Origin of the sequence: Siphonobacter sp. SORGH_AS_0500 (assembly GCF_002838835.1) — a bacterium.
Classification (GTDB): domain Bacteria; phylum Bacteroidota; class Bacteroidia; order Cytophagales; family Spirosomataceae; genus Siphonobacter.
Genome location: NZ_NHPP01000009.1, coordinates 231,765 through 257,122, shown reverse-complemented (window position 1 = coordinate 257,122; position 25,358 = coordinate 231,765). Strand labels below are relative to the sequence as shown.

The following is a 25,358-nucleotide window of genomic DNA, read 5'->3' as shown; positions in this document are numbered from 1 at the left end:
GGGAACGCCTTGTTTTTAGTATTCAGCAATGCTAATTAAATCCTGAATTCCTCCCACCAACTGAATATTGTCCGGAATGCGAATTCGGTTGTGAGAAGTATGAAGATTACAAATGATTAATATCTGGGCCTGGGGAAAATTCGTCGAAAGTCGTTCGAGATAAGCCTGAAACTCTCCACAGTCAAGAGCAGACTTAAAAATGGTTAGTAAGTAATTAGGCTTGTGCAGATTATAGGCAAACGATAGCTCTTCGAAGGGCAAACTTTGACCCAGATAGACTACCTTATTCTGACGCGAACGAATGACATAATCCGCAAAAAGTAAAATCAGCTCCTGAAGTTCACCTTCGGGTAAAAACAGAATGAATTTTTTAGAGCCTTCCCGCTGCTTATTTAACTGACCATCAATAGCTACAATGATCTTCTGACGAATGAGATTCGCAATGAAATGTTCCTGAGCGGGGCCGATGCTGCTCGTCATCCAAAGCGTACTGATGCGATTCAGAAAGGGATAGATGATATTGATAATCAGGGCTTCAAAACCCAGCTTGATGATATTGGTAGTAATAATTTTCTCGAACTGATCTTCATCAAGATCGAGCATGGCGAAGGTAAGAGCGTGAATTTGTTCAGGGTAACTAATCTGACTTTCAGAAATGGCATTAACCCGCTGATGGATTTCTTCCGTCTTCATTTTAGCAATTTCTGAAATCTTCAGGCCATGCTCTTTCAGCAGGGCAATATTAAGTACCAGCTTTAATTCCTGTTCGTCATAAGTTCTAATATTGCTGAAGGTACGCTGGGGCTTTAGAATAGCGTATCGTTGCTCCCAAATGCGGAGCGTATGTGCTTTAATTCCTGATAACTGTTCTAAATCTTTAATCGAGTAGGTACTCATGGCTATAAATAGATCACGGAGGGCTGAAGCATACGTTCAAACTCAATACGCAACGTATCAATTAAGGGGGTGGACTTAGTTTATCGTACGGAGAGAGATAGTATAAACCCAATTTCATCCAGTCGGGCTGCTTTATTAAACCGTAGCCGTTTACTATTTGTTTAATAAAAAATACTTATCTCTGATTAATGACTCCTGAGTGCGATCTAATGAAAAAGAGGAAAGAAGAGGGGATAAAAGAAAAAAACCTGACAAGCGACGCTTATCAGGTTTGACAGGAGGGAGAAAGACGGGGTTCGAACCCGCGACCCCCAGAACCACAATCTGGTGCTCTAACCAGCTGAGCTACATCCTCCGTTTCGAGCTACAAATATACTGCAATCAGAAAGCAAAAAGCAAGTGCTTTTGAAAGAAGGGAAGAAGAAAAGTATAAAAAAGTCTTTACTTCTTCCCTGTTTTAACCTTACTTGGCTGATTGATAGTTGGTTTCAGCCACGTCCCAGCTTACTACATTCCAGAAGGCATCTACGTAATCAGGGCGTTTGTTCTGATACTTCAGGTAATAGGCGTGTTCCCACACATCAAGACCTAAAATAACCTTACCTTTTTTCTCGGCAACGTCCATTAAAGGGTTGTCCTGATTAGGCGTAGAGGAAATGGCTAATTCGCCATCTTCTCCTACAATTAACCAGGCCCAGCCTGAACCGAAACGAGCGGCGGCGGCTTTCTTGAATTCGTCTTTGAATGCATCGAATGAACCGAATTTGGCATCAATCGCAGCAGCTAAATCGCCTTTAGGAGCACCGCCTCCGCTGGGAGAAAGGATATTCCAGAAAAAAGTATGATTCCAGTGACCGCCACCGTTGTTACGAACGGCTACGGGCAATTGACCTACATTTTTGAGAAGATCTTCCAGTGTCTTTCCTTCGAGTTCGGTACCGGCAACGGCATTGTTCAAATTCGTTACGTAGGTTTGATGGTGACGGTCGTGGTGGATCGTCATAGTCTGAGCATCGAAGTGAGGCTCTAATGCATCTGCCGCATAGGGGAGAGGAGCAAGTTCAAAAGCCATAGCTGGTTGAATATTATAGAATTTAGAAATAGTAAATGAGTGACTACTCGTTTTAAAAAGGTGTTCCAAGGTCCAAAGGTTCCTTAAACCGATTGCAATATTAAAGAAAGGCTTAGTTCCGTCGTAATTTTCTGAAAAAATCGAGTAGCTGCTGCTCGGTTTCAGCGGCCATAATGCCCGAGGTAACCCGGGTTTTAGGGTGTAATAAAGAGCCCGATTGGGAAAACCCCCGTTTTAAATCACTGGCTCCGTAAACCAAACGCCCCAACTGAGCCCAGTATAAAGCTCCCGCACACATCACGCAGGGTTCAAGCGTGACGTAGAGGGTGCAATCGCGAAGGAATTTGGAGCCGAGGTAATGGCTAGCAGCCGTCAGGGCAATAATTTCGGCGTGGGCCGTTACGTCACGTAATTCTTCAGTCTGATTTCGACCTTTACCAATGATTCGGTTTTGGGATACCACCACGGCACCCACGGGAATTTCGCCCACTTCAGCGGCCTGCTGGGCCAGCTCGTAGGCTACGGCCATAAAGTATTCGTCACTTAACGTCACACGTGTTCGGGTTATCTGCGGGGGTAAAAATACAAATGTCCGCGAATACCGGAACGATCTTCACTAAGGGTAAAATAACCGGAGTTATCCGTAGCAAAGGCAATTGCCTCACCTTGAGGCTCTGGGAAATAGGGCATCACGCGGGGAGAACGTTTCATCATCTGGCGATGCTCTCGCCGCTATTACGCTTCCAGTAAAAAACCGTTAGGTAATCTTTGATGAGTAACTCCTGCCCATTGGGTGAGAGATCTGCCGCTGTGATGGTAGTTTGGGCAAGGTCTTCTACTACTTCGGCGGTAATAACGCTCTGGGTTGATTGTGGATAAGGCAAACGATAGAGCTTGGTAGCAGAGCTAACTTTGGAAATGATATAAATATCCTGCGTCTCGTGATCTACAAAGAAGCCCTCTGAATCCCACTGCCCATCGGGATAACGATAGGTAATCCGGTCAATAGCCGAGGACGCTACCGAACTTTTCCCCGATAATTTGGTAGCGTCTGGTTCGGCAAAACGGTAAATAATATGCGTGGCATACTGGTTGAGGTTGTCTCCCGTATCGCCTACGTATAAAGTCGGAACGCCGTCGCGGATGGAGGCCGCCATATCCTCCCAATCATTATTAACGGCTCCTTCAAGCACTAAGGTAGCTTTCCATGTTGCATTGGTATCATCGAGCAGATAAATCTCGTTGGGATTACCCGAGTCGTTGTGTGTCCATATAAGATTAGGGCTATAACGACTAACAGCCAGCCCCGACGCTTCAGTTATATCTGGGTTGTCAAGTACCCCTCGATTTTGGGCCGAGCCGAAAGAAGCCGTCTCCGGTTTCTCGGGAAATAGCTTATCACAGGCGGTGGCACCCGTGAGTAAACCTAAAAAAATAATCAATCGATAAGAAGTGTGATAGTTCATGGCTTTTTATAAACTTTAAGTAAAGATTGAAGTTAGTTCTTCTAGAAAATGCTCTAATTTTAAAACAGAATTAAAAACTAACTATCCACTTAACGAAGGAATTTCAGCCTCAACATTACTGTTTATTATGTTCTCTCAAAAGGATTTAGAACAAATTGAAGCCAAAGGTATTGAGATACAAACGGTCAAAGACCAGATTCAGTACTTTATTGATGGATTTCCATGGATGAACCTAACCCGTGCCGCTACGCCGGAGGATGGTATTCTTCAATTAACCGATGAGCAAATTCAGGAAGCTCTCGATACTTACGAAGAATACGTGCCAACGCTTCGGATCGTTAAGTTTGTTCCTGCTTCGGGAGCCGCCACCCGTATGTTTAAATCCTTATTTGCTTTTCTCGAAGCTGGAAAATCGGACTCATCCGTGGAGCAATTCTTCGAGAGAATCCGTGAATTTGCGTTTTATGATGACCTGAAAGCTGTTTTAGCTAAAGACGGATTTGACATCGAAACGGCGGACCGATTAACCATTGCTGAGTATTTTCTGACGGACAAAGGTCTGGGCTACGGTTCTTTACCCAAAGGCTTGCTGAAATTTCACCGTTACGAAAACGAAAATCGTACGCCCGTGGAAGAGCACCTGGTGGAAGGAGCCAGTTATGCCCGCTCGAAAGGCGAAGTCGCTATTCACTTTACCGTGTCGCCGGAGCATAAGGCTAAATTCACGGAATTAATCGAAGAAAAAGCGGCTGAGTACGCGGAGCGTCATAACCTCGGCTTCGGAATTGATTTCTCCGAACAAAAATCTTCAACGGATACAATCGCTGTAAACCTCGATAACACACCGTTCACTGACAAAAACGGTTCGCTGCTCTTCCGTCCTGCGGGTCACGGAGCTTTACTGGCTAACCTGAATGATGTAGAGGCTGATCTGGTGTTTATCAAGAATATTGATAACGTTGTTCCTGATCGTTTAAAGAACACGACAACGATTTACAAACGAGCCATCGCCGGAACGTTGCTGCAAACACGTCAACGGTTATTTGATTACCTCAAGCGGCTTGATAGCGGCGATACCAGTCAGGAATTAATGGCTGAAATCGACGAGTTTTTACGTCGTGTGCTGTGCGTAGAACCCGTTGAAGGTTTCTACGAATGGCCGGTAGAAAAAGTAGTTGAGTACTTCCGTACCAAACTCAATCGTCCGATTCGGGTGTGCGGAATGGTTAAAAACGTAGGTGAGCCAGGGGGCGGACCTTTCTGGGCGAAAAGTTCAGATGGCACGAGTCAGCTACAGGTGGTAGAATCCGCTCAGGTTGACATGGACGATCAGGTACAGAAAGACAAATTCCTGAAAGCTACCCACTTCAATCCCGTCGATTTAGTTTGTTCCTGGACGGACTACACAGGCAAAGCTTTTGACCTTTTGAAATTCCGCGATCCGCAGACGGGCTTTATTACCCAAAAATCCAAAGACGGAAAAGACCTGAAAGCTCAGGAGTTACCCGGTCTCTGGAATGGCTCGATGTCGGATTGGAATACCTTATTCGTGGAAGTTCCCCTGATTACGTTTAATCCGGTAAAAACGGTTAATGATCTGCTTCGTGATGAACATAAAGGATAATCAGGAAGTGATTTTATAAAGAAAAAGTCCCGCTGTTTTGATTGACAGCGGGACTTTTTTATAGTATCAATGATTAAGCCAGAACGGCCGTAAATTCAATTTCAATCAGGTACTCTGGACTAACGAGTTTACTGATTTCGTAAATAGCCGTAACGGGTTTGATATCCTTGAAAAATTCACCGTGTGCCCGGCCAATTTCGTCAAACTTTGTTAGATCCGTGGTAAACATCCGCGTACGAACCACGTCTTTCAGGCTGGCTCCGGCTTCTTCAAGCACTTTTTCAATGCGTTCGATGATATTTTTGGTTTGAGCGTAGCCATCATCAGCCTTTACTTTTTCGCCGTCTACGATGGCTACCGTGCCAGCGACTTCAATCAAATTACCGATGCGTACGGCCCGGCAGTAACCTACTTTATCTTCCCAGGGCGAGCCCGAAAGGATGGTTTGACGTTGGGACATAATTTATTTATAGTTGTCAGGTTTACAGTTTTCAGTGAGGGGAACGGAAATACTTTACTACATAAGGATTGTCGAAAGTAACCTGGCCCTAAGTTTTGATTACTTTCCCGCCTCGTTCTTTAATAAGGTAATGGCTTCACTTACTTCGCCTACTACTTCATCCCGCGTGCCGTCGTAAATGCCACGGATGTGTTTCTGAGGGTCAATGATAATGAAAGCTCCGCTGTGAAGAATACCGCCGGGCTCGTCGCTGTCTTCCTTAGCAGAAACGAAGTAGGCATTCTGTCCAATATCAAAAATTTTCTTACGATCACCCGTTACAAAGTACCAGCTCTTTTGCCCAAATACGCCCAAATCAGTTGCGTATTGCTTCAAACGTCCCACACTATCGCGTTTGGGATCAATCGAGTGGGATAGAAACATGACCTGCGGATCGTCCTTGTATTTCTCGTATAACTTCCGCATTTCCATCGTCATTTTAGGACAGATGGTGGGACAAGTCGTAAAGAAAAAGTCAGCGACGTAGATCTTCCCTTCGAAATTTTTCTGGGTAATGGTATCGCCGTACTGACTGGCAAAAGCAAAATCTGGAATCTGATGATAAAGGGTATCAGTTACTTCTTTCCCGTCTACTACTTTCGTTGAAACCCCCTGCCGTGGCCCCAAAATGGGCAAACGAGCTGGTTCTGATTCACAGGCAGATAAGCCTACCAGTGAAAGTAATAGTACAGATAGTTTTATTATTTTCATGGAAATTTCAATCAGTATTATTTCTTCAAAAAGGCCTTGGCGGCGGCTACACTGCTGCTGGTTTGTTGCTCAACAGCGGTAACTTTTGCTTTCTCAGCTTCTAAATACGCCTTGCCTTTTTCGGGAGATAAATCCAGCAGGGTATCGCCGTTGTAGCTACCCATCCATTCGTCCATTCCTTTTTCGGCTTTCCCCAGAGCTTCAATCAAACTATCGCCCTGAGCTCGTTGCGTGGTATCCTTGGCTATTTGCTGACGGATTTCTTCCTGTAAATCGGCAATCTGCATGTAAGGACCCATGATTTTGTCGTGCATTCCTTCTACTTCTTTCTGAAATTTAGTCAAATCTTCTTTGGGAGGATTCTGACAAGCAGTTAATGCAGCAATGAATAAAAGGGGTAAGCAACCTGTTTTCATAACTATTGGGGGTTTATTAGGAATGAAGCGAATTTAGGACTGACTCAGTAATTCCCGGGCGTTTTCAATCACAGCCGAAGAGGGCTTGGCTCCTCCAATCATTTGAGCAATCTCAAGCACCCGTTCTTCCGTTGAAAGCTGCCTGATGCGGGAAACCGTTCGGTCGGAAGAATGATCTTTATAAACAAAATAATGAGCATCGCCTTTGGCGGCAATCTGATGAAGGTGACTAATTGCAATGAGCTGATGGCCCTGAGCCATGTCTTTCATCATGTTCCCCACCTTAATGGCGATTTCGCCGGAGATACCCGTATCAATTTCGTCAAAGACAATCGTCGGCAACGACCGCTTATTAGCCAGAATGTATTTCACCGCCAGCATTAAGCGACTGAATTCTCCGCCGGAAGCTACTTCCCGAAGCTGCCGGGGTTGAATGCCTTTGTTCGCCGAAAAGAGAAAATTAACCGTATCAATGCCCTGACTGCTAGGTTTGCCCAGTTGCATGTCCACGACTAAACGGCCATTGGGAATACCCAGATCGCTTAACAAGCCCGATACCAGATCTTCAATTTCCGAAAGAACGGCCTTGCGGGAATCTGAAAGTTTGCGAGCTACTTGTTCGAGTTTTTCCCAGGATTTATGAGCGGCTTTTTCAGCCGCAGCCAGATCATCATCCAGATTGAGAACTTTGGATACTTTCGTTTCCAACTCAGCCTGAATACCTAATAATTCGGCTACGGTGGTGACATTATGCTTTTTCTGTAAATTATAAAGCATACTTAACCGCTCCTGAAGCAAAACAATTTTCTCGTCGTCCAGCTCCACGGAATCGCCTTCCGACTCCAGTTCCACGACGACATCTTTAAGCTCAATCAAGCAGCTTTGCACGCGATCCCGCAGGGAAGCGTAAACGGAGTTATAGCCACTGATGGTATTGAGATGGCCAACTACGCTCTGCATCCAACCCAGAATGCTTTGCTCGGGATCGTTGAGGTAGCCAGTGGCCGCAATTAACTTTTGCTTGATTTCTTCGGCGTTTTCCAGCGTGGTTAACTCTTTCTCTAGTTCACTCTGTTCGTTTTCCTGAAAACGGGCTTTGGAAAGCTCTTCCAGCAAAAAGGAGTTATAGTCAAATTCTCTCCGAATATCCTTGGCTTCTGCCTGAAGCCGATCGTAGGCTTCGCGTTTTTTTCGGAAATCGCTGAATTGCGTTTTGTAAGCCTCTAGCAAAGAACTGTTCTGAGCGTAGGTATCTACCAGTTGTAGCTGATATTCCTGCGAACCCAGCAAAATAGAATCGTGCTGCGAGTGAACGTCCATTAACTCCGAGCCAATCCGGCGGAGGGTTTCCAGGTTAACGGGCGTATCATTGACAAAAGCCCGGGATTTACCCGAAGGACTAATCTCCCGGCGAATGATGCACGTAGTGTCGTAATCGATTTCTTCTTCTTCAAAAATCGACTTAATAAAGTAACCCGAAATATCAAACTGACCTTCAATGATACATTTCTGGTTGGGATCCCAAAGCACTTTCGTGTCGGCCCGATTGCCCCGAAGCATGCCAATGGCTCCCAGTAAAATGGACTTTCCCGCTCCGGTTTCACCAGTAATGATATTTAAACCTCCGCTGGGCGAAAGTTCAAGGGTTTCAATAAGTGCGTAATTCTGTATAAGCAGATTGGAAAGCATGAGTAGGAATAAGGGTCACCTTCAAAGGTACAAAAGGATACGAGGCGGCGTATGCCAAAATTAAAAGGCAGCGTTTATATCGTAAACAATTTCCTCAATCTGCTGTAGCGGATAGCGGCGTTCACGCTGTAAACCATCTTCCAGAGTAATCACCTGATTTTCTTCCGAAATGAAGCGACCAAAATAAGTAACGCCGTTTCGCAACACCAGGTTGAGATGAATGCCTTTCAGGCCCGAAAGGGCTTCTGACGTAGCCGGAATTCTAACGATTCTTTTCCCCATGATAGGTCATAACGTAATGATGCTTAATCTCGCCCGTACAGCTTAGGCCGTGGCGTTCGTAAAAACGGCGGGCGGCTTGATTAACCTGTAAAACGGTAAGTTGCAAAGGTAAGTTCTGTTGCTGAGCTTCGGTCTTTAATTCTTCCAATAATAAAGACCCAATGCCTCGATTCTGGAAGGGGGGCAAGATATAAATTTCCGAAAGAAATATTTCCTGATCCCGCCGTTCTACGCGGAGAATGCCAGCGGGTTGCTCGTCATAATAGATGATCTGAATGACGGATTCCTGAAAAGTCTCATCAAAGAAGTTTCGCTGGACTTTTTCGTACCAAGCTCCCCAGGTAGCCACTACGTACGAACCCAGCGTTTTTTTCTTAACCCAATAGATCCAATCTCGGTCTTTAGTGGTGGCAGGGCGTAGCGAAATCATAACTAAAAGGTCTAAAAGCTTTATTCCAGAAGCTTACTTGACGAGTTGTCGGTATGAATCGGCTTTGGTTGGATCGAGTTGGGAAAGAACCTGATAGACCTGATTTTTCTCGGCAGCCGTTCCGCGGGAAAAGACCTGGATTAACTCGTTGGATTTGGCATCAAAAAAGCTGTTAATTACTAACGAAGAAGGCTTGAGCTGAACAACCTGACGAATGTTATTTAAAACGCCGAGGATATTTTTACGGGCCTCATCGGGCTGATCACCAAAGGTATCCAGGGCCAGACGGTGATACGTATAAAGGCCCTCACGGAAAGGAATCAACTGCTGATTTTGAAGATTTTCCACCAGCCAATACCGGCTCCGTTGGTCGCCACGTTGATCCCAGCCGATAAAACCGCCCGTAGAAGCCAAATTGGCTACGTTATACGCCCGCTGAATCCACTGTTCGCCGCCGCGTTTTCCGAAAGAATCATAATCCATAGCCAGAGCGATGTAACTGTAATAAGCCAGGAGCGATGTCAGGTTATCTGAAAAGACATTATCATTAAAATTCAGCGGATTTTCGGGTAAATACCTGAAAGAAAAGGACCGATCTACGTACCGCAGCAGTACGCTTTCATAACTGGAATTATAAATGGGACGATAGACCTGAATAACGGCCTGAGCGTCGTAATCGCCCTGAGCGGTGGCCTTCTGAAAGGTTAATGAAATATCCAGTCGAATTTTTTCTTCTTCCCGAAACTGATCGTTTGTCCAGCGACGACCATTTACAAATTCGGTCATCACCCGTTGCAGCTCTCCAAAAACCTGCTGCCCATTATTAGATTGCTGATTTACCCGCATCTGATCGGTCCGTAGTGTGACGGTGCAGGCAATTTCCTGAGCTTTAATGACCGGGTTAATCAGCAAAAGGCAGGAAAAGCATAACCCAAGTTTCTGTAAAAAGCTTTTCATAACGTATCGGGGATGGATGGCATTATAAATACGCGGCAATAGCTTCGAGAATATCCGTTGCTACTGCCGTTTTCGATTTTAATTCATAAGCAAGCAAACGCTGCTGCCGATCAATAATACTGATCTGGTTGGTATCGTGTCCAAAGCCTGCTCCGGCGTTTTGAAGCGAATTAAGCACAATCAAATCCAGATTTTTCTTCAGAAGCTTTTGCGTCGCATTTTCTACTTCGTTATTGGTTTCCAGGGCAAAGCCAATCAATAATTGACCAGGTTTTTTCTGACTGCCCAGGGTCGCTGCTATATCAACGGTTTTCCGAAGTTCAATATTGAAAATGGCTTCCTTCTTCTTGATTTTTTCCGAAGCTACCACGCTGGGGGTATAATCAGCAACGGCGGCGGCTAGGATGGTAACATCCTGTTCAGGAAAAGCCCGTTGAGCCGCCTCATACATTTGCCCGGCTGAGCGAACATCAATTTTTCGAATAGCCGGGTTTTTAATGAGCAGGTGTGTGGGGCCACTTACTAGGGTTACCAGAGCTCCCGCTTCTGCCAGAGACTCTGCCAGGGCGTAACCCATCTTTCCGGTAGAATGATTGGAAATATACCGAACGGGATCAATAGCCTCCTGAGTAGGGCCAGCAGTTAGTAATACTTTTTTGCCTTTCCAGGGACTATCCTGCTGAAAGTGTTTTTCTAAAATACTCAGTAATTCTTCGGGCTCCGCCATACGGCCTTCGCCGGTTAATCCGCTGGCGAGTTCTCCGTATCCAGCCTGAATCATGCGATTACCAAAGCTTTCCAGCCGTCGCAGGTTTTCTTTCGTCGCCGGGTGCTGATACATATCCAGATCCATCGCCGGAGCCCAGTAAACCGGACAGCGAGCGGATAAATAAACGGCTGAAAGCAGATCATCCACCTGGGCATGAGCGGCTTTGGCGAGGGTATGTGCCGTGGCAGGAGCAATCAGCATCACATCTGCCCAAAGGCCTAAATCCACGTGATTCGTCCAGGTACCTGTTTCTGGATTACTAACAAACTGACTGTAAACAGGACGCTTGGAAAGCGTCGAAAGCGTTAATGGGGTAATAAACTCGGTAGCCGCCTGGGTCATGACGACCTGTACTTCGGCCCCGGCTTTGATAAGTAAGCGAACCAGACTGGCAATTTTATAGGCAGCGATACTACCGGAAACGCCCAGTAACACCCGTTTTCCTGCAAGCATAAGATCGGTATTATATGAAAAAACCTCCGTATCGGCGAAGATACGGAGGTTTTTTCGAAGGGCTAGTGATTAATCTTCACTGGGTAAATCGGTGCGGTAACGCCAGTTTACTTTCTCTTCGATATATTCTTCGATGGCCAGAGAAGAAGGCTTCGGCTGACGCTCGTAATGCTTTGAAATTTCGATTTGTTCGCGGTTTTCAAAAATTTCTTCCAAGTTATCTACCGTTGAGGCAAACTCCGAAAGTTTCTGGTTAAGCTCTTCCTTTTGTTTAACGGAAAGTTGCTTGGCACGAGAGGCCATAATGGCCACGGCTTCATAAATATTGCCGTTCGTCTTAGCGGCCAGTTTGTCTGTGTCGCGGGTGACGATAGAAGGATTGGCAGGCATATCTCTGATCTTTATTGTTTACGATTTGAATGGAATCACTCACCCCAGGTGAGCTTATTTATTAGTCGAGCCACCTACGCGTCCGGTCGAAGCGGGTTCAGCAGCTTTTTCTTTTGCTTTTTCCTGAGCAGCTTTCGCGATTCGCTCTTCTTCAGCCAGTCTGCTCGATTGTTTCACGGAATCTTCGTAGAACCGCTCGGCTTTCTTGGTGAATTTTCCCTGCGGAAAAGCATCAACGAAATCCTGGTAATATTTTACAGTTTCGTCGTAACGCTCTTTTTGCTTATTGTAAATACTGTTCTGAGCAAATTCGTACTGAGCCTGAACCTGTAAGAAGGCTAACTCTTCGTTGTAATCAGAGTCTGGAAATTCTTTCTTAAAGTTGTTAATGGCGTAAACGGCAGAGCGGAAATTCTGGAGGTTCGCCGGGCTGGTTTTAAAGTACAGCTTGGCCCGTTCGTACGCTTTCTTTTCCAGCTTCCTGCGAGACTCCTTGATAATTTTGGAAGCTTCGTCTACGAATTTACTCTGAGGATACGTGTTAATAAAGCTTTGCATGTTATCCATAGCCGTCAAGGTACTGGCCTGATCCAGGTAATAGGGCATGGAGGCCCGGTACGAGGCATAGGAACTCATGTAAAGAGCTTCTTCGGCGTAGTCACTTCGGCCAAAGGTTTCGTAAAACCGTTTGAACTGGAAGGAAGCTACTTCATACTGCGAAAGGTGATAATTACAGTAGGCTTCATAAAACGTAGCCAGCTCCTGTTGATCCGAACCTTTCAAAATAGGTTTAAGCTCTTCGAAGAGTAAAACGGCTTTATCGTAGTCGCCTTTTTTGTAATATGTCAAAGCAGCCTGATACTTCTGCTCGTCCGTACCTTTCTTGCGAAGTTTCTCAAAACTTCCGCAGGAAGTCAAAAGGGCGGTAAGGCCCAGAAATAGAACAAAATACCGAATAGTCTGCATAAGTCCGCAAAGATACGTCTTTCCTTTTAGAGTTAACAATGGTTCCGTAGGCTTTTTAAGTAAGATGGCAGCCCTGTTAACGTAAAAAGATGCAAAACTATTCGGTTGAGGTTGCTTTATTATCAGATTTTCCTAAAAACAGGATCTAAAAGTCTCGTTATGAAAGGGTTTGATTCGTGTTTGAGGTGGTTTGAAAGGAGTTTGATCATTGAAAAGGTTGGAGACGTTTCAAGTTCCGTCCACGTGCGAAACGAAATCAAACCTCTCAACCCTTATTAACCTTTTCAAACAGCGTCAAATCCACCTAATACCCTTTTTTCGGATCAATGATGTTTTCCAGCGGCTGGTTAGCCAGAAAACGATCCAGGTTTCCAGAAAAATATCTGATAAATCCTGGAATTCCTCGCGGTAACCACCGCCGGAATGCTGGGAAAGAATAACGTTGGGACAATCCCAGAGCGGATGTTTTTCGGGAAGGGGTTCTTCCTGGGTTACGTCCAGTACGGCTCCGGCGATATCCCCGTTCAGTAAGGCATGAGTGAGAGCTTCTTCGTCGACGGTAGTACCCCGGCCTACGTTAGCAAATACGGCATTACCGTTCAAACGGCTAATCATCTCAGCTGATACAAATTTGCGGGTTTCTTCCGTCCCAGGCAGGGTATTAATGATCACGTCAAACTCCTGAATGCCGTTTATGAGCTCTTCTGGGGTACGAAAACGGGCTTCGGGACTACTGCGACCAAAAAAGTCGATGGGGCAATCAAAACCGCTGAGAATTTTCTTACAGGCTTGTCCAATACTGCCCGTGCCGATGATGAGCACTTTTTTCTTTCGCAGTAAGCTCATCTCGCATCGCATGGATTGCCCCACCCATTTATTCTGACTGCGAAGAATGCCGAAAACGTCCATTTTCGGTAAAAGCCAAGATTCCGCCCACCGCCGTTTCGGCACAGGGTTGGGCATAAAAGCCTTTCATGTTCGTTAACGTGGCCTTGGTTTTTAAATCCTGGTATTTATCAAATCCAACGGAATGTAACTGCACCCAGCGAAGATTTTTGGCGTTTTCGAGCCACTCTGCCGGTACATTACCAAAAATGATATCCGCCTTCTCGACGTTTTCCCGACGGGTAGATTCGGATAAGTCGGATTCAAAAACTGCCTGAACGGACTCGGGAAGTTTGCTGGTAAAGTATTCTTTTTCGGAATTGCCTAAGGGCGTTTGTACGTATACATTCATGAGTATGCTCTGGTTTGTATGCCCGAAAAGGTCTAAAAATTCTAAACCAAACAGCAGAGCCGGCCCGAAAAGATTTCCTTTCCAAGCCGGCTCCTGCCAGATTAAACGATTTATTTTTTAACCGAGAAACGATATTCCGTAGTCGATTTGTAGGTCTGACCGGGTTTCAATACCGTTGAAGGAAATGACGGCTGATTAGGGGAATCAGGGTAATGCTCTGTTTCCAGACAGAAGCCCCAGCGTTTTTTATAGTTGGTGTTGCCTTTCCCCGTCAGTTTACCGTCGAGGAAGTTACCACTATAAAACTGTACAGCGGGTTCGGTGGTTAATAACTCGATGGTACGGCCCGTCGTTGGTTCGTAAGCAGAACCTTGCGAGATCAGACCAGTACCAGATTGGTCGAATACCCAGCAGTGGTCATAACCGCCGCCATTTTTAATCTGCTCGTCTTTAGTGTCATTAATACGCTTGCCAATGACCGTCGAGCTGGTGAAATCAAAGGGAGTACCTTTCACATCCTGAAGCTTACCCGTTGGAATAAGCGTAGCATCCACAGGAACAATCTTACTCGCTTTCAACTCCACTTCGTGATCGAGAATATCGCGTTTTCCGCCTGTCAGGTTAAAGTAGGTGTGATTGGTTAGGTTAATCACCGTAGACTTATCTGTTGTCGCTTCATAATCAATCCGAAGGGCATTGTCGTTGGTTAGGGTGTACGTAACCGTTACATGGAGCGTTCCGGGGTAACCTTGATCGCCGTCGGGGCTCACCAAGTTGAGTTTCAGACCTACGGTCGAATCCGTTTTTACTTCTTCTGCCGTCCAGACCTTTTTATCAAAACCTACCTTGCCACCGTGCAGGGAGTTGGGGCCATTGTTGATGGGCAGTTTGTAGGTTTTTCCTTCCAGATTAAAGGTGCCCTTAGCAATACGGTTGCCGAAACGGCCAATCAAAGCTCCGAAGTAAGGAACATCCTGACGGTAACCGGCTAACGAATCAAATCCAAGCACAATGTCATCGAAATGGCCGTCTTTGTCGGGCGTGTGTAACTCGGTAATGATTCCACCGTAGTTAGTGATTTTCACGATCATGCCCTTACTGTTGGTGAGCGTGTATAAATCAACGGCCTGGCCTTCGAGTGTTCCGAAAGGAGCTTTGGTAATAGTTGAAGTTTGGGAGGTCATGGTGGAATCTTCTTGAGATTGAGCAGATTTTTCGCTGGAGGACTGGCAGGAAGCTATGGCCAGGCCCAGAGTCAGAGCGAGTCCTCCGGTTTTGAGAAATGATAAAGACATGAGAGTAAGGTTTAAGAGTACGGCCTATGGCTTAGAGCTTTTGCCCTGACAAATCTATACACTTGCCGGAAATGTCCACTACCTCAAAGCAGTGAAGATTAATGGATAGACGAAATTGGTCGTAATTCAACCCGTAAAATCTGCGTAGTGTTTTCAGTAATTTTATAACGGTCGTCGAGGCGTTTGCCCGTTACCCAGACGATATTACCCTTTGATTCAAGAAGATACAGGCTTTCTTTTTCCAGCACTGATACTTTTTGATTAATTAAAAAATCGCTGATTTTCTGCTTTTTACCCTTCATTCCCAGCGGACAAAACCAATCTCCTGATTGCCATAAACGCAATTGTAACGGAAAATCGAGCAGAGATGCATCCAGAAATACGACGTGGGCATCTGAGGAAAAAGAAAAATTTTCAACCCATTGCAACGTCAGGCTGAAAAATGGGGTATTCATAGAAAAAGGAACCGTACTGATTTCGTAGCTGTGCAAGGCCCGGTCTGAATTGGACTGAAGAATCCATTGCTGACGGTCCAGTACTAGTAAGTGAGAGGGGGAGCTATACCGCTTTCCGGGCTGAGCAAAGCGGTTTTCGTAAATGGCTTTACTCTGCTGATACGTAAAATGATACGCCTTGAGCGTTTCGCTGAGAACCAACAAAGGTTCTGGAAAAGCTTCAAGGGCTGTAAAAGGAATAACGGAATTTTGGGTGACGTTTTGTTTAAACGCACCTAGTTGTTGATCAATGAAACGCTCGGCTGCCTGCAAACGATCCAGCGTATGCCGAAGGGTTTGGGTCAAACTAGGATTAAGCTTTTCCAGTAGCGGAATGACATGGTGACGAAGCTGATTTCGCTGATAGTCATCTTTTTCATTACTGGAATCTTCCACCCAACTTAAGCTCTGTTCCTGTGCATATTGATGTAACTGAGTGCGATTAAAGCCTAGAAGCGGACGGGTGATAAACCCATTTTTTTCGGGAATCCCGCGAATGCCGGAAAGCCCCGTCCCACGAGTTAGATTCATCAGTAGGGTTTCGAGCGAATCATTCAAATGGTGAGCCGTGAGAATCCAATCAAAATGTTCTTTGACACGAATTTTCTCAAACCAGTCATACCGGAGATTTCGGGCGGTGAGCTGCGTGGAAAGTCCGCTTTGTAGGGCGATAGTTTTAGTATCAAAACGTTCGATATACAAAGGAACCTGATACGATTCGGCCAATGTTTGTACAAAAAACTCATCTCGGAAAGATTCCTGACCTCGTAATTGAAAATTAACGTGGGCGATGGCAAAAGAGAAGCCGGCTTGCTGGAGCAGTTTTGTTAGCACCACCGAATCGAGTCCACCACTCACGGCCACTAACAGGCGGTGGGTTGATGAAAAAAGTTTTCTCTCGTTAATGAATGCTAAAAAATCAGTCAGCACGGATCGGAATAGTTAATTTTGCCAAAGCAATGAAATACTGGCAAATATATATTCTCGGCTTATTACTCGGTCTTCCTTTTTTAGGAGCCGCTCAAAACCCTGCTCCAACAGGAAAAATTGTTGACGTCGATTATTCGGATACACTATGGGTGGATCAGACGGCGGGGAACACCTTTCTACGTGGCAATGTGCGGATGCGGCAGGGTAATATCGTTTTGCTTTGTAATCTAGCTAAGAAGAACGATCTCATTAATGTAGTAGAAGCCTACGGAAATGTAAGAATTATTCAGGGGGACAGTTTGACCCTTACCGGAGATACGGCCATGTATTTTGGTAATACCCGTCAATCGAAAATGCTGGGGCGTGTCGTTACGCTCAACGATAAAACGGCTACGCTAAAAACCCGCAAGCTGGATTATGACATGAACACCCGCATTGCCAGTTATAATACGGGCGGTACGCTGGTGGATAAAACCAGTACGCTGACGAGTAAGGAAGGTTATTACAATACGTTGACGAAGCTGTCACTCTTTAAGAAAAACGTAAAGATGATTAGTCCTGAAACGGACCTGTTTGCTGATTCTCTAAGGTACAGTACCCTTTCCAAAGATGCCTATTTCATTGCTCCGACGAAGATTATTTCAAAAAAGAAAAAATCGCAGGCGGAAAACGATACCCTTTTTACGAGTTCGGGTTCTTATAACTTAAATACACGAATATCGAATTTTAGGGGGCGTTCAACGGTGCGAATGCCTAATAACGAACTCACCGGAGACAGTCTGTTTTACGATCCGATTACTCAGATCGGGATTGCCCGGGGAAACGTGGTAATGATTGCTAAAAAAGATAGTGCGATTTTGACGGGGCAAATCGGAAGGTATTTTGGCAAAACGGGCATTTCTCGGGTGTACGGAGAAGCTCTATTGCGTAAATTCTTTTCCAAGGACACGTTGTTACTCTCGGCGGATACCTTGATTTCACAGGAAATCAGGGGTGTAAAAGACACGACTCGTCGTTTGATTGCGGATCGAAATGTCTTGGTATTCAGGCGGGATTTGCAGGCCAAATGTGATTCATTGATTTATAATATGGCGGATTCACTGATTTCTTTCTTTAAGAAGCCCATTCTCTGGAATGGTCAGAATCAGTCGGAAGCTGATACCATTCTGGTGAGACTGGTGGATAATAAGATGCGGACGATGTATCTCAAACGCCGGGCTTTTATCATTGCCCGAGATACGCTGATGCAATTTAATCAGGTAAAAGGCAGGCGAATAACGGCTTATTTTAATGCCAAATCGGAGCTCGATCATACGCTGGTGGAGGGGAACGGAGAAAGTATTTACTTCGCCAAGAAAGATGATAATAAACCCATTGGCATGAATTATGTCCAATCAGGGCGGATGCGATTACATTTTAAAGAAGGACAGGTTAAACGCATCGCTTTCCTGGGAACGCCAGATGGGGTTTTACATCCCCCAAAAGAAGTAACCAGTGAGAACCGGGAGCTGGATGGTTTTAACTGGCGAGAGAAAGATCGACCGACCCGAGACATGGTTAAACGGGTTAAAAAAACGGTTACTCCGCCTGCTAATCCTGTGAGTACGAAGAAAGTACCGACGACGGCTTCGACGAAAAAATGAGAAAATTTGGGGAATTGTTCACAGAAAAGCTTTGGTATATCTTTTTCTGCAAACGATTTCAAAACAAGTAGTAATGCCTAAGGTTACTTTTGTTAATACATGTTAAAAACTTGGCTATCAATATAATATAGCTACATTTGCTTAGGCATTTGGTAGCTTTAGTAGTTTAGATGATTTATGAAACACACTTTACTCTTTCTGTACGGACTTTTAATCGTTTTCCTGTTAGGGAATCCGATTAGCACCTATGCCCAGGGAGAGCCTAAACGCAGTCGATTAGATATTAAGCCTAAAGCAAAATCAACGACCGCCTCGACGCAGATTAATCCTTATTTTTACCCAAAGGCAGAAATTGCCCGCGAAGTAAGACCAAATCGCTCGACGGCTGTCAATGAGTATTACCGGACGCTTTTACGGAATCGACCTAAGTCTAACGGTTCTTCTAAAACGGAACAACCCCTGGCTCCGCTGGCGGTTGTCGCTTCTGAAAGCTCCCGCGATTTTGACGAATCTTCTTCGTCAGAGAAACTGTTTGTTAACGATAAAATCAGCGTTTCCAACCCTTATCCCAATCCTGCGAACGATCATATCGAAGTAGAATATGCCGTAGCAGCTAATGCAGGAGAAGCAAAAATTACGCTGTATAGCCCCCTAGGCATGCAAATGGGAGGGGTGGTATTAGAACCTGGCGAGCGTAAACAACGCATTTCAACCAGTCATTTACCCAACAATATTTACTTTTATCAATTGTCCTTAGAGGGTAAAACCCTAATTACAAAGAAGTTACTGGTTAGGCATCAATAGATTTCCTTTAGTCTGCCTATACGACAAAATCCCGAAGTATGCTCAATAGCATTACTTCGGGATTTTGCGTATGGGGGATATTTTATGGTATTTATAAGAATATCATCGGTAAGCTCGTGACAATCTATGCTGTGCACTGTAAATTCGAAAGTCAAAGGACGGTTTTGGTTTTATACATATTTAAAAGCTTACGCTCTTGTTTAAAGTTGGTATATTCTTCGGCGGCCCGGCTCGTGAACGGGAGATTTCTTTTCTGGGAGGTAAAACGACTTATACGGGTCTGGATCGCTACCTCTTTGAACCTATCCCCGTCTTTATTGACGGACGTGGTAACTTTATCCTGATCGATCCGGCGTACATGGAATCGGCGTCCATCCGCGATTTTTACCCTCCTCAGGCCTTTGTTTCTTCAGACAAATATCCTTTCCGGGTCTACGAAGAGTCGCTGAGCTTAAGTCCTGATCAGGAAGAGGCGATGATTGCCAGCGTGGGTAAGCGTCTGTTACCCCATGAGTTTAAGGCCTATTTTGACTTTGCTTTTCTGGCGGTGCACGGCCCGCAACTGGAAGATGGAGCCATTCAGGGTTTACTGGAATGGTACGGTATTCCTTATTACGGTTCTGGCCTTATGGGATCGGGCATTGGTATTGATAAAATCGCTCAGAACGAGCTCATTCAACGAACGGTCGGTTTGCCTAAACGCCTCTTTTCGTTGAGTAAAAGCGAATGGGATCGCTTTGATAAAGAAGTATTATTCGAACAGGTAAAAGCTCAGGTAGGATTACCTTTTGTTTGTAAAGCTCCCCATCAGGCTCATCCATTGGGGTATCCTTCGTTAAAACCGACGATATAAAGGCATTTGAAGCGGGTGTGCTTCAAAGCTTCTTCCAGAAAACGATTACCCCTCAGGAATGGGTGACGCTTTCTTACGAAGAAAAAGGAGCGTTATTACAGCAAATCACTAATCTGGATGAGGGAATTGCTTTTCCTTTGTTTATCAACGAAGAAAAACTTTGTAAGCACCCTGCTGAGCTTTGGGAAGAATTAGATACCCGTTTCGCCGAGCAATACGAACCCGTTCAGCTCAGTTCGATTCATTCGGAAGATGCCGTCTTATTCGAAAGCTTCGTGAAAGGCCAGGAATTTAGTTGTGGGGTTATTCAGGACTTTGACGGAAAACCGCTGGCTTTACCTCCTTCCGAAGTCATCAAAGATGATGAGGACATTGTTTTTGACTTTAAAACCAAGTATATAACCTCAGTAGTTCGTAAAGGAATTCCAATCCGTACGAGCTTAGAGAATAACGAAAAAGTCCACGCGTACGTAAAAGAAACGTTCCGTTTGTTTGCTTTCGGAGCCTGTGCCCGCATTGATGGGTTCTTAAGCCCGGAGGGAGAAGTGCTTTTGCACGATCCTAATACCTTACCTGGCATGTCACCGTCTTCGTTTATTTTCAAACAAATGGCAGAAATTGGCTTGAATGTAACGGACTCGCTGACCTATTTCATTCGATTCTCCTTACGCGAACGCATTCGCACGGGTAAGTTCACTGGTATTTACCGCAAAGAATTAGCCAAACTCGATGCTCTTATCAAGGATCGTACGGCTCATTTAGCCAGTCGACCCACAAAATTAATAGCCTTTGAAGCGACGGATGAATCCTATGAAATTGCTAAAAAACTTTACAATGTCCTGACGGCCTCAGCCGAATGGCGACCTCTGTTGGTGTATAAGCACCCAGAGTTGGGCGAGTTAGTAATCAATGCAGCCTATATGGCTAAGCCCGGTATCGTGGATTTGAATGCTTCTCTTACTGAACCTTTGCATCCGCTCATTGCCGCTTGCCGGGAAAATGCTCTGGAAGTTACCCGCTTTATTACGGGCGATTCTGTTCCAGAAGTCATTGCCTATCAATAAAATTCATTCATTAATACAGCAAAAAAAGAACCGCCCTAATAGGAGCGGTTCTTTTTATTACAGCTATGATAATTACTTAACTAAACTAGTCTTTATTCTATTAACGTACTACGAACTCGCCCTGGCCAATTTTGAACCCTTCGGCGTAAAGTTCTACGTTATATTTACCTTTTTTGTACTCTTGACCGCGAGTGTACAGCATTTCTACCTGAGGACGGTTATTGTTGAACTGCACGGACTGCTTATAGGTGTATTGCATGTCACGACCCTGGAAAGAGAAGATGCCTGAACCCGTTTCGGTATCTGATAATACGGCACCCTGAGGATCAACCACGCGAAGCATGATGTCTTTCGATTCTTCTTTCGTTAAAGGGTTAGGAGCCAGCGTAAAGGCTACTTTGATTTTATCTACTCTTCTGCCTTTATACTCGTTGTCATCGTTTTCACGCGTTTTACCTCTTTTATTTACAGCCAGTACCCGAACGCCTTCCGCACGGAGAGCTGAACCAATGGTTACTTTATCAGCCAGTTCCTGGTTAGAAGTACGCAAATTACTTACCGAGTCACTATAGGAACGACGCGTATTGTCCAAGTCGGTACGGATCGTTGTGTTTTCCTGGGTTAACTGTTGGTTCTGCGTATTCAACTGACCATTTTCTTCTTGTAAACGAGCAATTTCTTCGTCTTTCTGGGTCAGGATAGCTTCGTATTCTTTAATTTTCTTAGTGTACTTGGCAATGGATACATTTTTAGACTTCAACAAAGAAGATTTATCCGCTTCTAATTGTGCTTTTAACTTTTGCAGCTCTTCGATGTTACCACCTAATTGCTGAACCTGAGCAATTTTGGCGTCTAACTCCCGAGAAATCGAGTCGAGTCGGCTGTGGGTAATAGCTAAGTCCCGGGCTTTCACACTGATTTCAGTGGATTGCTTATCCGTTTCCGATTTTTCTTGGAAGAGCAAGAAGCCTAGTACACCAGAGATGGCAAGCATTACTGCAAACGCAGCTCCCCAAATTCCACTTGATTGTTTGTTTTGATTCGTAGTTTCCATAATAATCAATTATTAACTGGATAAAGGGTTACACAAGAAAGTGAGTTACCACTAAAGAAGAATAATAATTAGAATTGAGTTAATGATCCGGTTACGAACTGGCCCTGGCTGAATGAAAAATTCACTTAACATTTTCAGGCCGTCCTTAGTTATGGTAAGGGGTTGATTTGTAATTGGTTCTCAAATCATATTAACGAGATTTTAAGGATGTGTGGATTTATAAGTTTTAAATTTTTTAGATAAAATGTTCAAATTCACTTTTCCTGGATTTGAGCCAAAACTTAAGAAAAGATATAAAAATGGAATAAAAGGCAAGGAATGGTTTGTCATTTGAATCCACTTCTTATAATTGCAGACCTTTTTATAAAATCATAGCTTCAATCTAATATTTACTAACAATTCATAACATATTATGTCAACCGGTCTCGACGCAATTATCCGCCAGAAAGTACAAAATTGGGTTTCAGGAAATTATGATGAAACAACAAAGTCAGCTGTTCAAAAGCTGATTGATGAGGGAAATGACACAGAATTGACCGATGCTTTCTATAAAGAGCTGGAGTTTGGTACGGGCGGTCTTCGCGGATTAATCGGCGTAGGTTCTAATCGCATGAACCGCTATACAGTAGGAGCTGCTACGCAGGGTCTGGCCAATTATTTAAAGAAAAGCTTTCCCAATCAGGAGATTAAAGTGGCCATCGCTCACGATAGCCGCAACATGTCACCCGAATTTGCTCAAGTAGCGGCTGACATTTTCTCTGCCAATGGTATCAAGGTATATCTGTTTAGTGAACTGCGTCCTACTCCTGAGCTTTCCTTCACAATTCGTCTGCTGGGTTGTCAGAGTGGCGTAGTGATCACCGCTTCGCATAACCCTAAAGAATACAACGGTTATAAAGCTTACTGGAACGATGGAGCTCAGGTAGTAGCTCCACACGATAAAAATATCATTACCGAAGTAAATGCCATTCAGTCAATTGATGACATCAACTTTGAAGGAAACCCTGAGCTGATTGAAAGCATTGGCGAAGAGGTAGATGCCAAATACCTGGAGCAGGTGATTACCAAGAACGTGGTTAATCCCGCGGTTATTGAGCGTCAGAAAGACCTGAAAATTGTCTACACTCCAATTCACGGAACGGGAATTACGCTGGTACCAAAAGCTCTGGAGAAAATTGGCTTTACCAATGTAACCATCGTTGAAAAACAGGCTACGCCCGATGGTAACTTCCCAACGGTAGTTTACCCGAACCCGGAAGAAACCGAGGCGATGACGCTGGCGATGAATCAGGCCAAAGAAATTGATGCAGATTTAGTAATGGCAACAGACCCAGATGCCGACCGCGTGGGTTCTGCCGTAAAGAATGCCGATGGCGAATGGCAGCTTTTAAACGGTAACCAGATGGCCAGTCTGATTATCTTCTATCTGTTGAGAGCCTGGAAGGAAGCTGGTAAATTAACCGGAAAAGAATTCGTCGCCAAAACCATTGTAACGACGGATCTGATCGATAAAATGTGTGATAGTTACGGGGTAAATTGTTACAATACCCTCACAGGCTTCAAATACATTGCGGGTGTTATTCGCGATCTGGAAGGTAAAGAGCAGTTCATTGGTGGTGGAGAAGAAAGTTATGGTTATCTGATTGGTGACGCTGTTCGCGACAAAGATGCGATTGCCTCTTGTGCCATGATTGCGGAGCTAACGGCCTACGCCAAAGATAACGGCCAGAGTCTGTTTGATATGCTTACAGAAATGTACATGGAAAACGGTTTCTATTACGAAGGACTGATTTCACTGACGAAAAAAGGCAAAGAAGGAGCTGAAGAGATTCAGCGAATGATGAGCGACATGCGTAATAACCCACCTGCGGAAGTAGCCGGTTCGAAGCCCGTCACGATTCTGGATTACCAAAATCTGGTTTCCAAAGATGTGGCAACGGGTCAGCAAACGTCGATTCCTGCCGAGATGGGTATTGAGAAGTCGAACGTAATTCAACTGATTCTGGCGGATGGTTCGAAGGTATCCGCTCGTCCTTCAGGCACCGAACCTAAAATTAAATTCTACGTATCGGTAAATGCTCCTTTGGAGAAGGCAGAAGATTTCAACGCTACTTACGATGCCTTAAAAGCGAAAGTAAAACAGATTCAGGAAGATCTGGGCTTGAAATAATCGGCTTCCGATTTTATCTTAGCACAAGGGCTGGTGAGTGTTCATCAGCCCTTCTTTTATGAATGAATGTATGACTAAAGAATTTTTGCTGGAGCGACTCAAAGCTATCATTGACGAAAAAGTAAGCATCGCCTGGAACGCCATGCAGGCGGCTCAGGCTTCGGCCAATGAAGAGAGTAAAAGCTCTGCGGGCGATAAATACGAAACGGGCCGGGCCATGGCTCAAAACGAACGCGATCGATACGCTCAGCAATACGAGTTACTGCGTCAGGAGCGTTTACAACTCGAACGCAAGGAGTTAGCCATGCCCTGCCAGAAAGGAGAATTGGGAGCTTTGATTCAGGCTAATGACGAATGGTTTTTCATTGCCATTAGTATAGGAGCTTTGGAGATAGAGGAGACTAAAGTATTCGTGATCTCACCCGGATCTCCCATTGGAAATCAGTTACTTCACAAACGAGTAGGAGATACCTTTTTCTTTAATCGGAAAACCTATCAAATTACCAGTGTAAGTTAGGCACAAAAAAAACCCGCCAATCTGGTGGGTTTTTTCTAACTGTATGCAAACAGGTAAAAAATCAGAAATAAAAGGGATACTCTATACTAAACTAATCTTGAGCGAACTGAACTTTCAAATAGTTCAGACGACTCTTAATGGAATTATCAATCTGATTATCTCCTACCCGCAGTAAATAACCCCCGATGAGTTGAGGGTCTACGGTCTCCGACAGCTCGATACTCTTACCCGTCTGTTTGGCAATCATTGCTTTAAATTCGCTACGTTGCGTTTCAGTCAGGGCAGAAGCCGTCGTAATATGGGCTCCTCGATGCCTTTGAGCTGCTGGTATTGCCGATTAAATTCTTTGGCAACCGCAGGCAGCAGGGCTTCACGGTTTTTCTTAGTAATAATTTCAAAAATGCTGAAAGTAATCGGATTCACCCGTGCTTCGAACAGGGCTTTTAGGATTTCCAGTTTCTTCCAGTGCTTAACGATAGGGCTTTTCAGCGTAAGAGCAAGCGAACGGTTTTGCTGGCAGGTTTCTGCAAACAACTGCATATCGTTATAAACCGTATCCAGTACTGCTTTTTCCTGAGCAAGCCCGATCAATGACTTTGCATATCGAAACGCTACGCTTTGTTCAGACATAGTGGGATGCATATTTGCGAACACAAGCATTGGAGCTCGTTTTCGC

The 25,358-nt window shown here is 44.7% G+C and carries 27 protein-coding genes, 1 tRNA gene and 1 pseudogene; 7 read left to right on the top strand and 22 right to left on the bottom strand.

What is annotated here, in order from left to right; translation table 11 throughout:
- Positions 1-15 precede the first annotated feature (15 nt).
- The 6 genes from BWI96_RS13165 to BWI96_RS13145 all read right to left on the bottom strand — a co-directional run bounded on the left by BWI96_RS13165 (position 16) and on the right by BWI96_RS13145 (position 3,435).
- Positions 16-897, bottom strand: a complete 882-nt coding sequence (locus BWI96_RS13165) for a MerR family transcriptional regulator (RefSeq protein WP_106637081.1) — start codon at positions 895-897, stop codon at positions 16-18.
- Positions 898-1,177: 280 nt separating this feature from the next.
- Positions 1,178-1,253: transfer RNA gene (locus tag BWI96_RS13160), tRNA-His, on the bottom strand.
- A gap of 107 nt (positions 1,254-1,360) precedes the next feature.
- Complete coding sequence (locus tag BWI96_RS13155; RefSeq protein WP_106637080.1) at positions 1,361-1,969, bottom strand: superoxide dismutase; 609 nt, start codon at positions 1,967-1,969, stop codon at positions 1,361-1,363.
- A 112-nt stretch (positions 1,970-2,081) separates the two neighbouring features.
- Entirely contained in the window at positions 2,082-2,522 is a 441-nt protein-coding gene (locus BWI96_RS13150) for a nucleoside deaminase (protein ID WP_369804162.1), read from the bottom strand.
- An 11-nt stretch (positions 2,523-2,533) separates the two neighbouring features.
- A complete protein-coding gene (locus BWI96_RS21620) occupies positions 2,534-2,683 on the bottom strand; it encodes a hypothetical protein (RefSeq protein ID WP_157830362.1) in 150 nt (49 codons plus the stop codon).
- Entirely contained in the window at positions 2,680-3,435 is a 756-nt protein-coding gene (locus tag BWI96_RS13145; protein WP_106637078.1) for a PE-PGRS family protein, read from the bottom strand. The genes BWI96_RS21620 and BWI96_RS13145 overlap by 4 nt, the downstream gene beginning before the upstream one ends.
- Positions 3,436-3,562: 127 nt before the next feature.
- Here BWI96_RS13145 and BWI96_RS13140 point away from each other — a divergent pair, with 127 nt between their 5' ends.
- Positions 3,563-5,059 carry a DUF4301 family protein gene (locus BWI96_RS13140; protein WP_106637077.1) on the top strand — a complete coding sequence of 499 codons (1,497 nt, stop codon included), beginning with the start codon at positions 3,563-3,565 and terminating at the stop codon, positions 5,057-5,059.
- 73 nt (positions 5,060-5,132) lie between these two features.
- On the opposite strand, the gene BWI96_RS13135 is transcribed toward BWI96_RS13140, so the two are convergent.
- From BWI96_RS13135 to tilS, 14 genes are all read right to left on the bottom strand, one after another.
- Positions 5,133-5,519, bottom strand: a complete 387-nt coding sequence (locus tag BWI96_RS13135) for a RidA family protein (protein WP_106637076.1) — start codon at positions 5,517-5,519, stop codon at positions 5,133-5,135.
- 99 nt (positions 5,520-5,618) lie between these two features.
- The gene (locus tag BWI96_RS13130; RefSeq protein WP_106637075.1) at positions 5,619-6,269 is read right to left on the bottom strand and encodes an SCO family protein; all 651 of its coding nucleotides are present in this window, start codon (positions 6,267-6,269) and stop codon (positions 5,619-5,621) included.
- A gap of 17 nt (positions 6,270-6,286) precedes the next feature.
- The gene (locus BWI96_RS13125; protein ID WP_106637074.1) at positions 6,287-6,685 is read right to left on the bottom strand and encodes a hypothetical protein; all 399 of its coding nucleotides are present in this window, start codon (positions 6,683-6,685) and stop codon (positions 6,287-6,289) included.
- A 33-nt stretch (positions 6,686-6,718) separates the two neighbouring features.
- The gene (recN, locus tag BWI96_RS13120; protein WP_106637073.1) at positions 6,719-8,374 is read right to left on the bottom strand and encodes a DNA repair protein RecN; all 1,656 of its coding nucleotides are present in this window, start codon (positions 8,372-8,374) and stop codon (positions 6,719-6,721) included.
- Between the two features lie 60 nt (positions 8,375-8,434).
- Positions 8,435-8,656: a hypothetical protein gene (locus BWI96_RS13115; protein ID WP_106637072.1), complete on the bottom strand. Its 222-nt coding sequence runs from the start codon at positions 8,654-8,656 to the stop codon at positions 8,435-8,437.
- Positions 8,637-9,086, bottom strand: a complete 450-nt coding sequence (locus BWI96_RS13110) for an N-acetyltransferase (RefSeq protein WP_106637071.1) — start codon at positions 9,084-9,086, stop codon at positions 8,637-8,639. Before BWI96_RS13110 ends, BWI96_RS13115 begins: the two co-directional genes overlap by 20 nt.
- Before the next feature lie 33 nt (positions 9,087-9,119).
- Positions 9,120-10,043: a DUF4835 family protein gene (locus BWI96_RS13105; protein ID WP_106637099.1), complete on the bottom strand. Its 924-nt coding sequence runs from the start codon at positions 10,041-10,043 to the stop codon at positions 9,120-9,122.
- A gap of 22 nt (positions 10,044-10,065) precedes the next feature.
- Complete coding sequence (gene coaBC, locus BWI96_RS13100) at positions 10,066-11,265, bottom strand: bifunctional phosphopantothenoylcysteine decarboxylase/phosphopantothenate--cysteine ligase CoaBC (protein ID WP_106637070.1); 1,200 nt, start codon at positions 11,263-11,265, stop codon at positions 10,066-10,068.
- Between the two features lie 69 nt (positions 11,266-11,334).
- Positions 11,335-11,655, bottom strand: coding sequence for a DNA-directed RNA polymerase subunit omega (locus BWI96_RS13095; protein WP_106637069.1), 321 nt, complete (start codon positions 11,653-11,655; stop codon positions 11,335-11,337).
- 54 nt (positions 11,656-11,709) lie between these two features.
- Positions 11,710-12,621: an outer membrane protein assembly factor BamD gene (locus BWI96_RS13090; protein ID WP_106637068.1), complete on the bottom strand. Its 912-nt coding sequence runs from the start codon at positions 12,619-12,621 to the stop codon at positions 11,710-11,712.
- Between the two features lie 294 nt (positions 12,622-12,915).
- A complete protein-coding gene (locus tag BWI96_RS13085) occupies positions 12,916-13,530 on the bottom strand; it encodes an NAD(P)-dependent oxidoreductase (protein WP_157830361.1) in 615 nt (204 codons plus the stop codon).
- Positions 13,496-13,858 (bottom strand): hypothetical protein, encoded by a 363-nt coding sequence (locus BWI96_RS13080; RefSeq protein WP_106637066.1) that lies wholly within the window; start codon positions 13,856-13,858, stop codon positions 13,496-13,498. Before BWI96_RS13080 ends, BWI96_RS13085 begins: the two co-directional genes overlap by 35 nt.
- Before the next feature lie 110 nt (positions 13,859-13,968).
- Positions 13,969-15,153 carry an aldose epimerase family protein gene (locus BWI96_RS13075; RefSeq protein ID WP_106637065.1) on the bottom strand — a complete coding sequence of 395 codons (1,185 nt, stop codon included), beginning with the start codon at positions 15,151-15,153 and terminating at the stop codon, positions 13,969-13,971.
- 98 nt (positions 15,154-15,251) lie between these two features.
- Positions 15,252-16,577: a tRNA lysidine(34) synthetase TilS gene (tilS, locus tag BWI96_RS13070; protein ID WP_106637064.1), complete on the bottom strand. Its 1,326-nt coding sequence runs from the start codon at positions 16,575-16,577 to the stop codon at positions 15,252-15,254.
- Positions 16,578-16,606: 29 nt separating this feature from the next.
- On the opposite strand from tilS, the gene BWI96_RS13065 reads away from it, so the two are divergent.
- From BWI96_RS13065 to BWI96_RS22425, 4 genes are all read left to right on the top strand, one after another.
- Positions 16,607-18,220 (top strand): OstA-like protein, encoded by a 1,614-nt coding sequence (locus tag BWI96_RS13065; RefSeq protein ID WP_157830360.1) that lies wholly within the window; start codon positions 16,607-16,609, stop codon positions 18,218-18,220.
- A gap of 177 nt (positions 18,221-18,397) precedes the next feature.
- A complete protein-coding gene (locus BWI96_RS13060) occupies positions 18,398-19,024 on the top strand; it encodes a T9SS type A sorting domain-containing protein (RefSeq protein WP_106637062.1) in 627 nt (208 codons plus the stop codon).
- 196 nt (positions 19,025-19,220) lie between these two features.
- A complete protein-coding gene (locus tag BWI96_RS22430; protein WP_232793713.1) occupies positions 19,221-19,877 on the top strand; it encodes a hypothetical protein in 657 nt (218 codons plus the stop codon).
- Between the two features lie 17 nt (positions 19,878-19,894).
- The gene (locus tag BWI96_RS22425; RefSeq protein WP_232793712.1) at positions 19,895-20,941 is read left to right on the top strand and encodes a hypothetical protein; all 1,047 of its coding nucleotides are present in this window, start codon (positions 19,895-19,897) and stop codon (positions 20,939-20,941) included.
- Positions 20,942-21,041: 100 nt separating this feature from the next.
- On the opposite strand, the gene BWI96_RS13050 is transcribed toward BWI96_RS22425, so the two are convergent.
- The gene (locus tag BWI96_RS13050) at positions 21,042-21,995 is read right to left on the bottom strand and encodes a hypothetical protein (protein ID WP_106637061.1); all 954 of its coding nucleotides are present in this window, start codon (positions 21,993-21,995) and stop codon (positions 21,042-21,044) included.
- Positions 21,996-22,407: 412 nt separating this feature from the next.
- On the opposite strand from BWI96_RS13050, the gene BWI96_RS13045 reads away from it, so the two are divergent.
- Together BWI96_RS13045 and BWI96_RS13040 are read left to right on the top strand one after the other, a co-directional pair.
- Positions 22,408-24,165, top strand: a complete 1,758-nt coding sequence (locus tag BWI96_RS13045) for a phospho-sugar mutase (protein ID WP_106637060.1) — start codon at positions 22,408-22,410, stop codon at positions 24,163-24,165.
- Positions 24,166-24,235: 70 nt separating this feature from the next.
- Positions 24,236-24,682: a GreA/GreB family elongation factor gene (locus tag BWI96_RS13040; protein WP_106637059.1), complete on the top strand. Its 447-nt coding sequence runs from the start codon at positions 24,236-24,238 to the stop codon at positions 24,680-24,682.
- Positions 24,683-24,773: 91 nt separating this feature from the next.
- On the opposite strand, the pseudogene atpH reads toward BWI96_RS13040, so the two are convergent.
- A pseudogene (atpH, locus tag BWI96_RS13035) lies at positions 24,774-25,312 on the bottom strand (ATP synthase F1 subunit delta).
- Positions 25,313-25,358 lie beyond the last annotated feature (46 nt).

Coding starts and splice junctions, on each gene's coding strand:
- BWI96_RS13135 (WP_106637076.1), bottom strand. CDS start 5,519: ATGTCCCAACGTCAAACCATCCTTTCGGGCTCGCCCTGGGAAGATAAA.
- BWI96_RS13125 (WP_106637074.1), bottom strand. CDS start 6,685: ATGAAAACAGGTTGCTTACCCCTTTTATTCATTGCTGCATTAACTGCT.
- BWI96_RS13040 (WP_106637059.1), top strand. CDS start 24,236: ATGACTAAAGAATTTTTGCTGGAGCGACTCAAAGCTATCATTGACGAA.
- BWI96_RS13075 (WP_106637065.1), bottom strand. CDS start 15,153: ATGTCTTTATCATTTCTCAAAACCGGAGGACTCGCTCTGACTCTGGGC.
- BWI96_RS13115 (WP_106637072.1), bottom strand. CDS start 8,656: ATGGGGAAAAGAATCGTTAGAATTCCGGCTACGTCAGAAGCCCTTTCG.
- BWI96_RS13105 (WP_106637099.1), bottom strand. CDS start 10,043: ATGAAAAGCTTTTTACAGAAACTTGGGTTATGCTTTTCCTGCCTTTTG.
- BWI96_RS13145 (WP_106637078.1), bottom strand. CDS start 3,435: ATGAACTATCACACTTCTTATCGATTGATTATTTTTTTAGGTTTACTC.
- BWI96_RS13155 (WP_106637080.1), bottom strand. CDS start 1,969: ATGGCTTTTGAACTTGCTCCTCTCCCCTATGCGGCAGATGCATTAGAG.
- BWI96_RS13050 (WP_106637061.1), bottom strand. CDS start 21,995: ATGGAAACTACGAATCAAAACAAACAATCAAGTGGAATTTGGGGAGCT.
- BWI96_RS13065 (WP_157830360.1), top strand. CDS start 16,607: ATGAAATACTGGCAAATATATATTCTCGGCTTATTACTCGGTCTTCCT.
- BWI96_RS13060 (WP_106637062.1), top strand. CDS start 18,398: ATGAAACACACTTTACTCTTTCTGTACGGACTTTTAATCGTTTTCCTG.
- BWI96_RS21620 (WP_157830362.1), bottom strand. CDS start 2,683: ATGATGAAACGTTCTCCCCGCGTGATGCCCTATTTCCCAGAGCCTCAA.
- recN (WP_106637073.1), bottom strand. CDS start 8,374: ATGCTTTCCAATCTGCTTATACAGAATTACGCACTTATTGAAACCCTT.
- BWI96_RS13045 (WP_106637060.1), top strand. CDS start 22,408: ATGTCAACCGGTCTCGACGCAATTATCCGCCAGAAAGTACAAAATTGG.
- BWI96_RS13090 (WP_106637068.1), bottom strand. CDS start 12,621: ATGCAGACTATTCGGTATTTTGTTCTATTTCTGGGCCTTACCGCCCTT.
- coaBC (WP_106637070.1), bottom strand. CDS start 11,265: ATGCTTGCAGGAAAACGGGTGTTACTGGGCGTTTCCGGTAGTATCGCT.
- BWI96_RS13095 (WP_106637069.1), bottom strand. CDS start 11,655: ATGCCTGCCAATCCTTCTATCGTCACCCGCGACACAGACAAACTGGCC.
- BWI96_RS13110 (WP_106637071.1), bottom strand. CDS start 9,086: ATGATTTCGCTACGCCCTGCCACCACTAAAGACCGAGATTGGATCTAT.
- BWI96_RS13085 (WP_157830361.1), bottom strand. CDS start 13,530: ATGGACGTTTTCGGCATTCTTCGCAGTCAGAATAAATGGGTGGGGCAA.
- BWI96_RS13140 (WP_106637077.1), top strand. CDS start 3,563: ATGTTCTCTCAAAAGGATTTAGAACAAATTGAAGCCAAAGGTATTGAG.
- BWI96_RS13130 (WP_106637075.1), bottom strand. CDS start 6,269: ATGAAAATAATAAAACTATCTGTACTATTACTTTCACTGGTAGGCTTA.
- BWI96_RS13080 (WP_106637066.1), bottom strand. CDS start 13,858: ATGAATGTATACGTACAAACGCCCTTAGGCAATTCCGAAAAAGAATAC.
- BWI96_RS13165 (WP_106637081.1), bottom strand. CDS start 897: ATGAGTACCTACTCGATTAAAGATTTAGAACAGTTATCAGGAATTAAA.